This window comes from Streptomyces sp. NPDC054961 (assembly GCF_053609145.1).
In genome coordinates, this window is sequence record NZ_JBSGWY010000043.1 from 15,319 (window position 1) to 29,182 (window position 13,864).

Annotated in this window: 14 protein-coding genes; 6 read left to right on the top strand and 8 right to left on the bottom strand. The window is 71.6% G+C overall.

Features of this window, described 5'->3' with window-relative positions; genetic code table 11:
- Window positions 1-123: 123 nt before the first annotated feature.
- The gene (locus tag ACWF9Z_RS29770; protein ID WP_453607069.1) at window positions 124-723 is read right to left on the bottom strand and encodes a peptidase inhibitor family I36 protein; all 600 of its coding nucleotides are present in this window, start codon (window positions 721-723) and stop codon (window positions 124-126) included.
- 317 nt (window positions 724-1,040) lie between these two features.
- On the opposite strand from ACWF9Z_RS29770, the gene ACWF9Z_RS29775 reads away from it, so the two are divergent.
- A complete protein-coding gene (locus ACWF9Z_RS29775; RefSeq protein WP_453607071.1) occupies window positions 1,041-2,804 on the top strand; it encodes an RICIN domain-containing protein in 1,764 nt (587 codons plus the stop codon).
- Window positions 2,805-2,875: 71 nt separating this feature from the next.
- On the opposite strand, the gene ACWF9Z_RS29780 is transcribed toward ACWF9Z_RS29775, so the two are convergent.
- Entirely contained in the window at window positions 2,876-5,233 is a 2,358-nt protein-coding gene (locus ACWF9Z_RS29780) for an Orn/Lys/Arg family decarboxylase (protein ID WP_453607074.1), read from the bottom strand.
- A 352-nt stretch (window positions 5,234-5,585) separates the two neighbouring features.
- On the opposite strand from ACWF9Z_RS29780, the gene ACWF9Z_RS29785 reads away from it, so the two are divergent.
- Complete coding sequence (locus tag ACWF9Z_RS29785) at window positions 5,586-5,798, top strand: hypothetical protein (RefSeq protein WP_453607075.1); 213 nt, start codon at window positions 5,586-5,588, stop codon at window positions 5,796-5,798.
- Between the two features lie 87 nt (window positions 5,799-5,885).
- On the opposite strand, the gene ACWF9Z_RS29790 is transcribed toward ACWF9Z_RS29785, so the two are convergent.
- Complete coding sequence (locus ACWF9Z_RS29790) at window positions 5,886-6,311, bottom strand: DoxX family membrane protein (RefSeq protein WP_453607077.1); 426 nt, start codon at window positions 6,309-6,311, stop codon at window positions 5,886-5,888.
- Window positions 6,312-6,800: 489 nt separating this feature from the next.
- Here ACWF9Z_RS29790 and ACWF9Z_RS29795 point away from each other — a divergent pair, with 489 nt between their 5' ends.
- A complete protein-coding gene (locus tag ACWF9Z_RS29795) occupies window positions 6,801-7,532 on the top strand; it encodes an alpha/beta fold hydrolase (RefSeq protein WP_453607080.1) in 732 nt (243 codons plus the stop codon).
- A 133-nt stretch (window positions 7,533-7,665) separates the two neighbouring features.
- Here the strand turns inward: ACWF9Z_RS29795 and ACWF9Z_RS29800 are convergent, their stop codons facing one another.
- Window positions 7,666-8,217, bottom strand: coding sequence for a hypothetical protein (locus tag ACWF9Z_RS29800; protein ID WP_453607082.1), 552 nt, complete (start codon window positions 8,215-8,217; stop codon window positions 7,666-7,668).
- A gap of 959 nt (window positions 8,218-9,176) precedes the next feature.
- Here ACWF9Z_RS29800 and ACWF9Z_RS29805 point away from each other — a divergent pair.
- The gene (locus tag ACWF9Z_RS29805; RefSeq protein WP_453607085.1) at window positions 9,177-10,427 is read left to right on the top strand and encodes an MFS transporter; all 1,251 of its coding nucleotides are present in this window, start codon (window positions 9,177-9,179) and stop codon (window positions 10,425-10,427) included.
- 106 nt (window positions 10,428-10,533) lie between these two features.
- Window positions 10,534-10,695: a carbohydrate-binding protein gene (locus tag ACWF9Z_RS29810; protein WP_453607088.1), complete on the top strand. Its 162-nt coding sequence runs from the start codon at window positions 10,534-10,536 to the stop codon at window positions 10,693-10,695.
- A 99-nt stretch (window positions 10,696-10,794) separates the two neighbouring features.
- Here ACWF9Z_RS29810 and ACWF9Z_RS29815 read toward each other — a convergent pair whose 3' ends face one another.
- The 3 genes from ACWF9Z_RS29815 to ACWF9Z_RS29825 form a co-directional block, all read right to left on the bottom strand.
- Complete coding sequence (locus ACWF9Z_RS29815; protein WP_453607091.1) at window positions 10,795-10,980, bottom strand: hypothetical protein; 186 nt, start codon at window positions 10,978-10,980, stop codon at window positions 10,795-10,797.
- A gap of 100 nt (window positions 10,981-11,080) precedes the next feature.
- A complete protein-coding gene (locus ACWF9Z_RS29820; RefSeq protein ID WP_453607092.1) occupies window positions 11,081-11,455 on the bottom strand; it encodes a peptidase inhibitor family I36 protein in 375 nt (124 codons plus the stop codon).
- Window positions 11,456-11,787: 332 nt separating this feature from the next.
- On the bottom strand, window positions 11,788-12,789 hold the full coding sequence (locus ACWF9Z_RS29825; protein WP_453607095.1) for a transcriptional regulator: 1,002 nt from the start codon (window positions 12,787-12,789) through the stop codon (window positions 11,788-11,790).
- Between the two features lie 277 nt (window positions 12,790-13,066).
- On the opposite strand from ACWF9Z_RS29825, the gene ACWF9Z_RS29830 reads away from it, so the two are divergent.
- Complete coding sequence (locus tag ACWF9Z_RS29830; RefSeq protein WP_453607097.1) at window positions 13,067-13,405, top strand: STAS domain-containing protein; 339 nt, start codon at window positions 13,067-13,069, stop codon at window positions 13,403-13,405.
- Here ACWF9Z_RS29830 and ACWF9Z_RS29835 read toward each other — a convergent pair.
- Window positions 13,336-13,782 carry a hypothetical protein gene (locus tag ACWF9Z_RS29835; protein ID WP_453607100.1) on the bottom strand — a complete coding sequence of 149 codons (447 nt, stop codon included), beginning with the start codon at window positions 13,780-13,782 and terminating at the stop codon, window positions 13,336-13,338. The genes ACWF9Z_RS29830 and ACWF9Z_RS29835 overlap by 70 nt on opposite strands.
- Window positions 13,783-13,864 lie beyond the last annotated feature (82 nt).

Consider the following 13,864-nt stretch of genomic DNA (forward strand, 5'->3'; position numbering starts at 1 on the left):
CGGGCGCGTGGGCGGCGGGCGCCCCGCCGCCGTCACCGCACCACATACACTGTATGGTGGTGCGGGCCCTTGCTATGTTTGGGGGGGCGGGGCCCCCCGGGGCCGGGGCCCCCCCCCCCGGCACTAGCACGGGCTCAGGTACCAGACCCATCCCCACGGTGCATTGCGGTCCTCGCTGTAACCGCCGGGCGAGGTCCAGCCGAGGTTGCGGTTGACGTCGTAGAACTTCGCGTGCAGTGCGGACCGTTGGTTGTTGATCCACGACCCGGTGTCGCTCCAGGGAATCTCGGTCATGGTGTTGCAGCTGAAGAGGCGTATCTCCACGCCCGTGAAATCGGGACCGGAGAAGGCGCACACGTAGGTGTAAGGGCAGGGTCCGGCGAGACTGGCTTCCTCGCCCACCGGCGCCGCGTGCCGGGGCCGGCTCTCCCCGGGCAGGGGCAGGAGCAGCTCTCCTCGTCCCCCGGGCAGGACGATCTTGTCGGCGGAGACCTGCGTTCCGCCCATCCGGGCGAGGTAGCCATCGGCCTCGTTCTGCAGGCTCCGGGCCTGGGTGCCGTCCAGCCCGAGGCCGGCGGCCTGGGCCGAGAAGTCCGGGCGGCCGCCGCCCGTGACGGCCGCGTCGGCCGCGCTCATCGTCGCCGCGGACGCGAAGAAGGTCATCAACAGCGCGACGACGACCTTCCACGACGCGGTGGTGCCGAGGGTTCGGTGCTTGGTCACTGACTCACCTCTCTGGTGGGGATCCTGGGTTGCGCCGGCCGCGCTCCGGCCGCGCGGCCGGTCGCACCTCGGCCGGAAGGGCCTTCTCGCCCCGCACTCCCGTGCCGACGCACTTACGCCGTCTGTCGGTTGGATTCGAGACAACGGCGCGCCTTGTGGTGGACGGCACCGTCGAACCGGTGTTCCGTGGTGCCGCTCCGCGTCAGACACTGCCGGGCGCCGTACTTGTCCGGGCCGGTCCGGGGAGGTCCGCGCGGACCAGCCGGTGCGTAGGGGACGGACAACCTCGGTTGTCCGCGGACAACCGAGGGGGGACCATGGGCAGGACGGGACGTCCACAGGGGGCCATGAAGGGCGCGACACGAGCAGCCGACGACCTCGCCCAGCTCCTCGTCGAGCTGACCGCCGAGCTGACGGTGCGGGAGATGGCGCAGCGTTACGGCGGCGGCAGGACGATGTGGAGCGAGTACCGGTCCGCCGCCCGGATCATTCCCCTGGGGAGGCTCAACACCGTCGTGCGGGACCGCGTGCGTGACGGACGCGGACGCGAGGAGATGCTGCGACGCGCGCGCGGCCTGCACGAGGCGGCACTGATCGCCGGGGCGGAGGCGGGCCCCGGGCCGAACCTGGACGAGGCCCTCCGGCGCGCGGAGGCGGACCTCGTCGAGTCGGAACGCCTCGTGAGGAGCCTGCTCTCCGTCGTCACCCTGCTGATGGAGGAACCGCCCGGGCCCCGGTCGGCAGCCGGACCACCTCGGACGGGACAGGACGGGCGAGCTGCGGACGGGAGCGGTCCGGACGACCCTGAGGCCGAAGCGCCGTCACCCGGCCTGGTGGAACGCGCCTTCGGACAGCTCGGCGCGATGTGGGCCGCTCGGCTGGCCGCTCGGCAGGTCCTGGCCGATACGAGGGCCCGGTACCGTGCCCTGCCCGCCGGGGACGGCCGGAGCGCGGTCGCCGACGGCGGTCTGACCCTCGCCCTGGCGCGGATCGCCGACGCGCTGGAGCACGGCCGGTGGGAAGCCGAGCGCTTGCACCAGGAGGTGCGGAGCGAGCACGACAGCGAAGGCGACCGGGAGGCTCATGGCGGTGCGCCCCTCGAGGGGGTCGTCCTGGAGCGGACCGACCGGCCGTCATCGGCATCGGCCGCCCGGCCGGTGGACGGCGCGCAACCCCCGTCCCCGCCGTACGACCTCACGCCCTGGCCCGCGGCGGGAGCCGGCGCCGTCATGGCCACCCGCCCGGGGCCGCACCGCACCCTGCTGGCCGGTGTCGCCGCGGCCGCGATCCTCGGCATGGCCGCGATCGCCGTGGTCGCCGTGGTCGCCGTCGGCCATCAGCGGAACGCGGCGCCCTCGGCGGTGAAGGGTTCCGCGGAACGTCAGCTGCCGGGGTCCCGTGGCGCGGCGCGCCCGTCGGCTCCCGCGACGCCCACACCGGGGGCCTCCACGTCACCTCCGCCGGGCGGCGCACTCCCGTACGCGTCACCTCCCCCAGCGCCCGCGCCCTCGTCCGGCCTCCTCCCGTCGACGGGGCCGACCGTGAACGGCGCCTCCCCGAGTCCGTCGTCCTCCTCACCCTCCGGGACCGCATCCGCCACCGGCGGTCCCAGCCCCGGCACCACGACGCTCCCGTCCCCTTCGGACGGTCTGCTCCAGCTGTCCAACGCCGGGAGCCGCATGTGTCTGTCCGTTCCCGAGGGGAGCAACGCCCCGGCCGAGGGCCTGATCCAGTCGTCCTGTGGCGACGACCTGGAGCAGCGCTGGCACCTCACCCCGGAATCCACGGGCACGGCCGGCACCGTGTACTCGGTGCGCAACCGTTACAGCGGCTTGTGCCTGTCCGTCGACGGGGCCCGCGTCACGAACGACGCCCCCGTCACGCAGTACGACTGCGGGGACAGGGAGGGCCTGTTCCCCGATCAGTTCTGGACCGTGCGCTACCAGGACGCCTCCCGTACCTGGCAGCTGGTCAACGTGCACAGCGGCAAGTGCGCCTCCTCCCGGGCGGGGAGCCGGGAGAACGAACCGGTACTGCAACAGGACTGCCGCGAGGATCCCTGGTTGCTGTGGCGGATCTGAACGGCGCGGCCGCCCGGGAGAGGCGTCCGGCGCGGCAGATCGCCGACGTCCGTGACGGCCGCGCGCGCGGGTCATGAGCGCCAGCGCGTCCGGACGTCCTGGCGTACGCATTCGATGAGGTAGTCGCCGTTATCCGGGTCGATGGTCACTCCGTGCGCTTCGCTGTGGAAGCCGGGGAAGTCCCTGTCGAAGGTTTCCAGCGCCCCGAGGTAGCGCAGGACGGGACTGCCGGGGTCCCCGAGCGCTTCCCCCGGCATCAGGACGGGGATGCCCGGCGGGGTCACGGTGACCATGGCGGCGGCCACCCGCCCGGCGGCGTCGGCGAGACGGACGCGTTCGGTGCCGCCCCGGATCAGCTGCTGATAGCAGGTCCGGGGCGGGACGACGGGTTCGGGCAGCTGCTGGAAGGCCGCGTCCAGGGCGTCGATCAGTTCCGCGCGGGTGAGGTGTTCGTGCATGTCCTGGCACAGGGCGCGCAAAGTCGTGCGGCCGTAGCGCTGCGGATGGCGCTCGACCAGCTGGGGCATGACCTGCCGCAGGGGGGTGTTGGCGTCGTGGAGGGCCTTGAAGTCCATGAGGGCGTCCATCAAGGTGCCCCATTTCCCCTTGGTGATGCCCATGGAGAACAGGACCAGGGCCGTGTAGGTGTCGGTCTTCTCCACCACGATGCCGCGGCCGGCCAGATAAGCGGTGAGGATCCGGGCGGGGACGCCCCAGGAGTCGGCCTCGCCGCTCGCGTCGACGCCGGGGCAGGTCAGGGTGACCTTGATCGGGTCCAGCATGCACTGCCCCCGGCTCAGTCCGGGGAAGCCGTGCCAGTCCGCGCCGGGGTCCAGCTCCCAGCAGCGGGGGTCGGAGGCCAGCAGCGCCGGGGAGGCGTCGGCGAACGGGATGCTGCTCCCGTCGGCCGGGTCGGTCACGGTGTCCGGCTGCCAGACGCCGAAGAACCACGGCGGCCGGTCGCCGGCGGCCGCGATCCTGCGTCCGGTGCGGACGACGGCCTGCCGGAAGCGGATCGCTTCGGTGACCGCCTCGTTGATCAGCCACTCCCCCTGCGGCCCGTCCATCATCGCCGCGGCCACGTCCAGCGAGGCGATGGCCGGGTACAGCGCGGAGGTCGTGCCGTGCATCATGAACGCCTCGTTGAACCGGTGGTGTTCGACCGGTGCCCGCGGCGAGGACTTGACGTGCACCATGGCCGTCTGTGACAGGGCGGCCAGCAGCTTGTGCGTCGACTGGGTGGCGAACACGGTCGGGCGTTCGTCGCCTTCGAAGGTGTCCGGGCCCACGGCCATGCCGTACCGGCCCTCGTACAGGGGATGGAAGCGCGCGTAGGCGAACCAGGCTTCGTCGAAGTGGAGCCTGGGCGTACTGGGGGCCAGGGCCCGCGCGGTCCGCACGGTGTCGCAGCACAGACCGTCGTACGTCGAGTTGGTGATCACCGCGTACTGCGCCTCCGGGGACACCGCGCCGGACAGCAGCGGATGGGCGGCCACGCGTGCGGCCACCGCTGCGGGCTGCGTCTCGCTCACCGGGAGGGGGCCCGCCAGGCCGTAGCCGTTGCGGGTCGGGACGAGGTAGACCGGTCGCGCGCCTGAGATCACCAGCCCGTGCAGCACCGACTTGTGACAGTTGCGGTCCACCAGGGCGATCTCGTCGGTGGTGACGCAGTAATGGCCGACCATGCGATCGGCGGTGGAATTCCCGTGCAGCACGAAGTACGTCCGGTCGGCCCCGAAGATCCGGGCCGCGTTGCGTTCGGCTTCGCCGATGGGGCCGCTGTGCTCGAAGAGGGAACCCAGCTCCTCCACCGAGATCGACAGGTCGGTGCGCAGGAGGCGCTCACCGTAGTAGTCGAAGAACGCCCGGCCGACCGGTGACTTCAGGAACGCCACTCCGCCGGAGTGCGCCGGGGTGTGCCAGGAGTACTCGTGGGCGTCGTCGAACCGCCTCAGGGCCTTGAAGAACGGGGGCAGGACGGTGTCACCGTACGCGCGCGCCGCGCTGAGGACCCGGCCGGCGATGAAGGAAGGCGTGTCTTCCAGGGGCCAGATGTAGCCGACGGCGATCTCGGCCACCCACAGGGGCAGCCGGTCCAGGCCGAGGTCCGACGTCTCGGACATCACCACGAAGACCGGCAGGTCCTTGAACCGGCGGGAGATCTGCCGCAGCACCGTCCCGCCCGCGCCGGAGGCCTCCTCACCGGAGGTCTCCTCGCCGCCCTCCGACGGAAGGTCCCACGCCACGACGGCGGCCGTCAGCCCGGCCTCGGTGCTCAGGACGGCGCGGGCCCCCTCGACCGTCCGCGCCCACCGCACCTCCAGCCCGCGGTTCTCCAGCTCCTTGGCGATGCGTCGCAGCTGTTCACCGCCGACGCCCCGGCCCAGCGGGTCCTCGCGCAAGGCCAGCAGGACACTACCGTTCGCCATGAGGGTTCTCCCTACGTCGCACCGAGCAACCGACGGGGGCAGTGTCGGGGGCGAGCCCCACGCGCCGCGCCGAAAACGCTCGGCGCGTCACCCGCACGGGGCACCCGTACGGGCGCCCGTACAGGGCACCCGTAGAGGGGGGCTCCCACCCCGGTTCCCCGTCCCGGCGGATGCGACGGGACCACGTGGCGCACCGGTGGCAGGTAGGCGGGACCGGGCCGAGCACGTCCACGGCCGGGCACGCACGTGCGGCGGCCGCGCGTCCGGGTGGTCGGGCAGCACGTCGCCTTGTCCCGCGCACCGGGGCGTGGCAACGTCGTGAGTCCTTGATCAGTGATGGAGGAGACGCACGATGTCCGAGGACCTGGCAAGCCAGACCATCCGGAACCTGGAAGGCGTCATCGCGTCGTCCGGTCTGCCTGAGCACACCGTCGATCTGCTCCGCATGTCCCTCAGCCAGGCCCGGACGGCGAAAGAGGCGGGTCACGCCCAGGAAGCCATCACGATCGCCAATCAGGCTCTCCAGACGGCGCAGAACGCCACCGGGGAGCAAGAGCCCCGGTAGCCTCCGCCGCGCGCTTCGGTTCCGCCATCACCGCCCGTGCCGTGCCACGCCACCGGCATAGGCACCGGCACCGGCACCGGCACCGGTTCAGTTGATGTGGAACAGCGGTCCCGTGAGCATGAGGCCGAGGTCGTGGCCGGCGTACGAGAAGAAGGCCATCAGGGCCAGGGCGGCACCGCCCAGACTGATGTCCTTCATGAAGTGCACCATGTCCATCTGGCGGGCCTGGCCGTCGCCCTCCTTCCAGAACGCGTGCATGATCAGCGCGGTCGGGAAGAGGAACACGGCCAGGAGGAGCGCGCCCAGGTCCGCCCAGAGCCCGAGGGCCACCATCAGGCCGCCCGCCAGGAGCAGCAGGCCGCTGCCCACCACGGCGCCGGCCGCGGCGGCGGCCGGGACGCCGCGGCTCTCGGCGTAGCCGGCCATGGCCTTGGTCTGCGTCAGGTGGTTGAGGGCCGAAGCGAGGAACAGCACCGCGAAGAGAATGCGTCCGACAAGTACCAGGACATCCATCGCGACCTCCGAAAAGGGTGCGGCCGGTACGACGACGAGCGAGCCGTGCCGGTATGACTGGCAAGCGGCAGCCGGCGGGCCTCGGCTATGAAGAAATCATATCCGGGCCGGTACTCCACGCTACTGCGGCCGTCATGGCCTCCGTGCGATCGACGGGGCACCATACGCCTCCGTACGGTTCGGGGCACGGGTTCTCCCTGGAAGTGAGCGTAAGAGCCGTCGTTCCTGCAGGACGTGAGGTTGACCGCCGTCAACGAAGGACACCGGAGGCCGGGCAGCGGGGGCCGGGCACCGGAGGCCGGGCACCGGGCCCTGGGAGGCGCTGCCGGCGTTCTACGGCTCTCCGGTCGAACACGGCGGATCCCACCGCCCCGCCACACCGTCCGGACCCACGCCCGGCAGTCCTCGCGCGCGAGAATCTCCCTGTCCCGGAACCGAGTTGGCCCGCCGGTAGAGTCGGCCCGAGGAGCGTACTGATCTGGGGGATTCATGTCGGCAGCGGATGCACCACCCATCGTCTTCGTCCATGGGACGCGGTTCAGCGCGGGGCAGTGGAGCCCGCAGATCGCCGCACTGCGAGGGGACTTCCGAGTGGCCGCAGTCGACCTGCCAGGTCATGGCGCCCGCTCCGCTGAACCCTGGAGCCTGAACGCGGCGACGGAGATCATCGCGTCCGCGGTGGACTCGCTCGGCTGCGGACCGGCCCTCGTCGTCGGGCACTCGCTCGGCGGATACGCCTCGCTGGAGTTCGCCCGGCGCCACCCCGAGCAGCTGCGAGGGCTGGTCCTCGCTGGGGCCAGTGCCTCCACCCGTGGCCCGTGGGCAACGCCGTACCGGTGGGCCGCCGGGCTCGTCCCCCGCATACCGGCGCACCAACTCGCCCGGTGGAACGACCGGTTGCTGCGCCGTCTCTATCCACCCGAGGTGGTGGAGGCGACCATCCTCGGCGGCTACGGCTTCCACACCCTGCCGGCCGCGTGGGGCGAGGTGCTGGGCCGCTTCGACGCGGGTTCGACGCGTCACGTGGCCGCTCCCTTGCTCATCTTGAACGGCGAGAAGGACACCGTCTTCCGCTCCGGCGAGCGGGACTTCGCCCGCGCGCATCCGCACGCCCGTGTCGAACTGATACCGAGGGCGAGACATCTCGCGAACTTCGATGCTCCGGACGCCTTCACCGATGCTGTCCGCCGCTTCGCCCAGCAGCTGCCCGTCCGCAGCTGAGCGCGCCGGAGCCGGGTCCGCCAGGGCCGCCCCCACGCGGTGGGACCGCGCGCACGCGCAGGCCGACCCCACCGCGCACACCGAGATGATTCCCCGCGGCCGACGGGGGGCGCGCAGCGGTCGCCTGCGGGCGTCAGCCGGTCGGTCCGTCGGTGACGATGTCCTGGCACGGGGGTTGCGGAGTGGCGTCGCGGACGGCCTGTCTCCATGCGTCGGCGGCCCCGGCGTGGTCTGCGGGGTCCGCAGCGAGGACGTAGCCGCCGCCGTATTCGGGGGCGAGGGATCCGGCGATCACGTACCGGTGCCCCGGCACGAGCACGGCCTGATGCTCGGCGGCCGGTCCGGAGTAGTAGCCGCCGGCGTTCACACCGATGGGCTGCCCGACGCCGAACGTGCCGGGAAGGCCGGCGCCGTCACCCTTGAGCCGGTCTTCCACGGTGAGGGTGGACAGGAGGACGCCGCCGGAGTCGCCGGGGGTCTGGTCGAGGAACCGGCCCCGTTCGGCGACCTTCGCGACCACCACCCACCGGGCGGCGTGGGTGATGTGCTCGCGGCGGCTGGTGTCCAGCCCACAGACGGCTTCGACGGTCACGTCATCGCGCCCCCACATGACCCACGTCCCGCCGACCGCCCCTGCCACCACGAGCGCCCCGGCCATGCCGTCGGCGACTGTCCTGCGCTTCATCAGCCCCACAGCCTCTTGTAGTGCGCGGCGTCCACGTCGGTCGGCTCCGTGATCCAGAACGACGCCTTCGGCGCCGTCCACAAGATCGATCCGACGTCGGTGGACTTGTGGCAGAGGCCGAGGGCATGGCCGAGCTCGTGCCCGAGGACGTTGAGCCGGCCGCTGGCGTCCGACTCGATGCCGGGCGGGTCCAGCTTCTTCGCGTTCAGGTAGATGTAGTCGGTGGCCCCGCTGTTGCCGTGCCGTTCCCAGTACGCGGCCCGCTTGTCGGCCTTCGCGTACGCGCCATTCGAGATCGTTCACGATGGTCGCGGTATCGGCGAGGATCTTGACCCTGCCCAGGGCGTTCCACGATCTCGTGACCGCCGTACGGGCGGTGTCGTACTTCGTGGCGTCCGCGAAGGCGATCTCCGGCCCGTCCAGGTCGACGGAGGAGAACGCCTTCGTCTCCGTCGCGGAGCCTTCACACGGGGCGGCGACCGCAGCCGTTGCGGCGGCCGCGGTGTACGGGGCCCAGACGGTGGCCAACGCGAGAACGGCGGCAGCGGCGAGCGCGGTCCCTGCCCGGTCCGGCATCGTGCCCCCTTCGGCTGACGGCGTGAAGCCCCGCAGCGTAGTGGGCTCGTACGGGCCCCCGCTCCTGGTGGCGGGGCTCCCCCACCCGACCGGGCCAACAAGCTGGCCGGGACCGCACACTTTGGCCACAACCAGCTGCCCGGATCGGCGCCGCGGATCACGCCGTGGTCGCGGGCGAGGGCGGCGATCGAGCGGCCCTCCAGGTGCGCGGTAAGGACGAGGTTCTGCCGGGCCGTCGACTGCCGTCGGTCGAGACCCGCTTGTGGACCAGGCGACAGGACCTTCCGGGGGTGGAACCCTCCTCGTCCGGGCCCGCGGCGCGGTCAACTACCGGATCTCCGTGCGACAGTTGCCGGCTCAGCGACCGCTGTTAGCCTGCCGTCATGATCAAGGGCGATGTCGCAGGCCGGATGGGCCGCATAGCGGGGGACAACGGGCCGGAGCGCGTGCTGATTGCCGCCAGTTTCGTCAACCGTGTCGGTAATGGTCTGTTCAACGCGGCGTCGGCGCTCTATTTCACCTTGGTCGTGGGCCTGCCCGCGGTGCAGGTCGGCGCCGCGCTCACCATCGCCGGAGTGATCGGCCTGTGTGCGGGGATACCCGGCGGGCATCTCGCCGACCGGCGGGGAGCGCGCACGATCATGATGGTGGCCCTGGTGGTCCAGGCGGTGTCGATGGCGTCCCTCGTCCTCGTCGAGAGCTGGACCGCGCTCGTGGTCATCGCGACGGTCGACCAGATCGCCGCGGCGGCCGGCGGGGCAGCGTGGGGCGCGCTGGTGGTCAGGGTCGGGGGTGAGCGCCCGGCCCTCTTCCGTGCCAAGCTGCGCACGTTCGTCAACCTGGGCGTCGTCCTGGGAACGGTGGGTGCGGGGCTGGCGCTGGCCGCGAACACCCGCAGCGCCTACGTCACGCTGATCCTCGGCAACGCGGCGAGCTTCGCCCTGTGCGCGGCGCTTCTGCTCCTGCTGCCCCGCTATCCGATACGGGCGGCGCCGCCGCAGCAGCGACGCTGGCCGGTCTTCGCGGATCGTCCCTTCCTGGCGTTCACCGCCCTCTACGGGGCCATGGGACTGCAGTATCCGGTGGTCTCGCTGCTCCTGCCGATCTGGATCTCCGAGCACACCGAAGCGCCACGCTGGACGGTGGCCGCGCTGTTCGCCGTCAACTCTCTCTTCTGTGTGCTGATGCAGACCCGGATCGGCTCGCGCATCGAGTCCCCGCACGACGGCGGCCGGGCGTTTCGCACGGCGGGGCTGCTCTTCCTCGTCAGCTGCCCGACGATGGCGCTGGCGGCGTACGCCCCCGTCTGGGCCGCGGTAGGACTGGTCCTGGCTGCGATCTTCGTCCATAGCCTGGGAGAGGTCTGGGAATCATCGGCGTGCTTCGCCCTGGGCTTCGGTCTGGCCCCCGACCACGCCCAGGGCCAGTACCAAGGTGTCCTCGGGCTCGGCTTCAGCGCGGGCCAGGCTCTCGCCCCCGCGATCCTCACCACGGTGGTGCTCGGACTCGGCACGACGGGCTGGCTGCTGCTGGCGTCGTTCTTCGCGGCACTGGGCGCTGTCGGCCCGTCTCTCGCCCGCTGGGGCATGCGGACCCGGCCGCAGCCGGGCGCCGCCGCAGAAGTGACGGGATGACCAGCGAGTAGTGGGGCGGCGCCCTCTCCCGGGCCGGCCAGGGCTCCGACGTGCGAGGATTCGGGCGGGCCCGGCAGTGGGCCGGCCCGATGAAAGGTACCGCGACATGGCAGCAGGATTTTCGGACTGGAAAGTCAACCGGCAGTACGCGGAGAACGACCGGGTCTCCTACCAGGGGAAGCAGTACCGCTGTCTGGTGGCGAACAAGTCCAACTCCGCGTCCAACCCGAGGACGGCCGTGAAGCTGTGGCAGCGGTACTCGGTGTGACGGTCGGCTGCCCGGGACCGGCGGGCCGCGTCCGGCCCTGAGCGGCAGGCGTCCTCCGGCCCGTCCGCCGGGCCCGTCAGCCCGTGCTCCAGTAGATCGTCAGGACACCGGCAGCCGCAGTCCGAGGCGCGCCTGCAGCTCACGGGCGGCCCTCTGGAGCTGGTCGTCGTCGCGATGGGCGAGGCGGCCGAGCAGGGCAACGATCGCGCCGGCCTCGCCGCGCGTGAGGAGCGGCAGCCGGTCGCCGGGCGCGTCCATGAGGTTCTCGATGTCGTCTAGGGTCATGTGGAGACAACAGGCATCGGACCGCTGCGGTCACGCCGCCGTCCGTGAGTGCCTGGTCCAGCTCCGGCAAGGGGCTGAACCAGGCAGTCGGAGATGACGATCAGGCCGGACAGGGACCGGGCCGCACGGAGCTGATCTGGTCGTTCAAGCTGTACTGGGTGACGTTCCCGGTGTAGGTGGCAGCGACGGGCAGGCAGCGCCCCGTGAAGTTGGTCCCCGTATAGACCGACCAGATCCGGCCGGTGCGATTCCGGAGGGACGACGTGATGTTGTCGAAGTCCAGAGGAAGAGTCCTGCGTTCCCCTTGCAGGCCGAGGACCCGCCCCTGCCCGTCGATGTTCTCGAACAGGCAGAAGTTGGGGCTGGCGCACCGGTCGTAACCGCTCGCGCTCCCCGTGGACGGTGCTGCTGACGCCACGGGCGCGGTCAGAGCCGCGAGAGCAAGCCCCGCGGCCATGGCCGTGCTGGTGGTCATCGTCCGAAACCTCGATGCGGGCATGGTCCCTCCCCTTCAGTCGGTGTGCTTTCGGTGGCGACGGGAACCGCGGGGCCGGACGGTCGCAGTCCCCCGCCGGCGGTCGTTGGAGCACCGCCGCGTACGGGTCGTGTGCGGTGCGGCTTCCCATCCTGAGCGGGCCGGGGGTCCACGGCCCACCTCTTAAGCCACGGCTTAAAGGGGGCGGGCTCGTGCCGTACTGGCAGACGGCGGGCGTCCGGCGTGTGTTGCGAGTCGCGCAGGGCATGCCAGTCACCCGAGTCACCAGAGTTACGCGAGTTACGCGAGTGATGTCACAGCGCCCTCGGAGCCTACGGTTCCGTCCGGGTGCCCGTCCGCAACAGGGCCAGCCCGAGGGGGGTGGCGAGGTGCCACACGGACCCGCCTCGGCGGGTGGTCGTGATGAGGCCGGTTTTCCGCAGAGCCGTCGCGTGCTGGCTGGCCGCTGCGGCGGTGACGTTCAGGCGGCGAGCGAGTTCGGTCGTCGTGCAGCCTTCCGCCGCCACCCGGAGAGCGGCAGCTCTCGTACGGCCCACCAGGGACTCCAGGTTCCGAAGGGCCGATCCGTCCGGTACCGCTGGTCCCCCACCGGTCAGGGCACGGCGGAGGGCGGGCACCGTCAGCCGGGGTGGCTGGGCGGTGTCCAGTGGGTCCCACAGAAAGCTCACCGAGTGCTTCGCGAAGACGGTGGGTGTGATGAGCAGTCCCCTGCCCCGGAGATGAACCTCGACCGGGCGCGGATAGGGAGCCTCCAGCACCGGCGGACTCCAGCGGACCAGTGGTGCGCAGACCGAACGCAGCAGCAGATCCGTACCGCCCTCCAGCACCAGACCCGCACAACGGGTGGACAGCGCGATGAGTTCGGACCGCCCCTCGTGCCAGAACGGCTCCACGGTCAGCCGGTGGCAGGCGCGCACGCCCTCGGCGAGCTCCCGCCGCGCGTCGCGCTCCCCTTCGGACACCCTCCTGGCCCACGCCAGGTGCCGGGGGTGGAAGTCGATCCCCGCGAACTCGCGTCGCAGCCGGGACACCGAGGCGTGCATCAGATTGTCGACCGCGTGGTCCAAGGAGGGCACGTCACCCATCAAGGCCAGCAGATCGAGCCCGGGACCGCGTGCGGGAACCAGGGACGTCAGGGGCCGCGTGTCCGGTCCCATCCGGCCCGCGACCGCTGACCTCCACGAGCGGTAGTGACGCAGGTCCCGGTTCTCCCTCAGCAGTTCCAGGCTGTAGTAGACCTCGGCCGCGACACCGATCGTTGCCGTCACCCGTGTCCGGGCGAGGTCCTCCGCCGTGAAGTGAATCCGTAACACCGACCGGCCCCCTGCCACCGCAACCGTGCACGCGAGCACACCACCCGTGCGCCTCCACCCGGCACACGTCCCCCAGCATCCTCCATCTCCGCCTCGATGAGGCCGCATTGGCCACCGGTGGAGCCGCTTGCCGTGCCCGGCACGTGCCGAACGCGGCGAACGTGCCGAACGCGGCGGACGCGCATCCACGTCCCGGCGGTGAACGACGGCCGCCCCGAGGCGCGTCGTCCACGCGAGCGAGTACCCCTTTGCGGGCAGCGTGCCCCATAGTTGCGCCATGGGTGATCAAGAGAACCGTGACGCGGAGACGGGGGCGAGCGGAGGCCGCGAGCGGCTCGTCGTGCATGTCGGGGGTGAGATGGACATGGCCCGGGCACCGATGCTCCTCGACGCCCTGCGCACCGCGATCACGCAGCCCGGCGGCCCCCGCGAGATCGCCGTCGACGTGGCGGAGTTGTCCTTCTGCGACTCCTCGGGGCTGAACGCCCTCCTCGAGGCCCGACAGCTCGCGCACGAGCACGGACGCCGTCTCAGCCTGCGCTCCCCTCAGCCGCAGCTGCTGCACCTGCTCGAGCTCACCGGCACCGGCTTCCTCTTTCCGGCCACGGAGGCCTGACCCGCCCCGTCACGGTGTCCTCCCTGGCCGTCGCGTGTGTTGTTCGCCGCGTGTGCGGCCTGGAGCGCCGAGGCGACGGACGGGTAGACGGGCACGACCGTCGAGGCATTGGCGTTGAGCTGGCGGCCCGCGCCGGGGGCCGTGGTGACCACGGCGAAGCTGGAACCTCGCTGCAGCGCCGCCCGGTGGGCCCGCAACGTGGCGCTGAAGGCAGCCGGTGTCCACGTCCCGTCGGCGACGATCAGGGTGTGGTGCGGCCGGTGGGCCCGCAGCAGTTCTTCGATGGCGAGCGTGAGAGCGGCGCGGTGACGGATCGTCACTTCAGGGGCGAGCCGAACGGTGAGGACGCCGTCGGCGAAGAGGTGGGTCATCAACATGGGAGGTCCTTGCTCCTGTGCCGCGCGGTGGCGAGCCACGATCAGAGGTGCCGCGTTCGTACGGTCCTGTCCGCCGGGACGT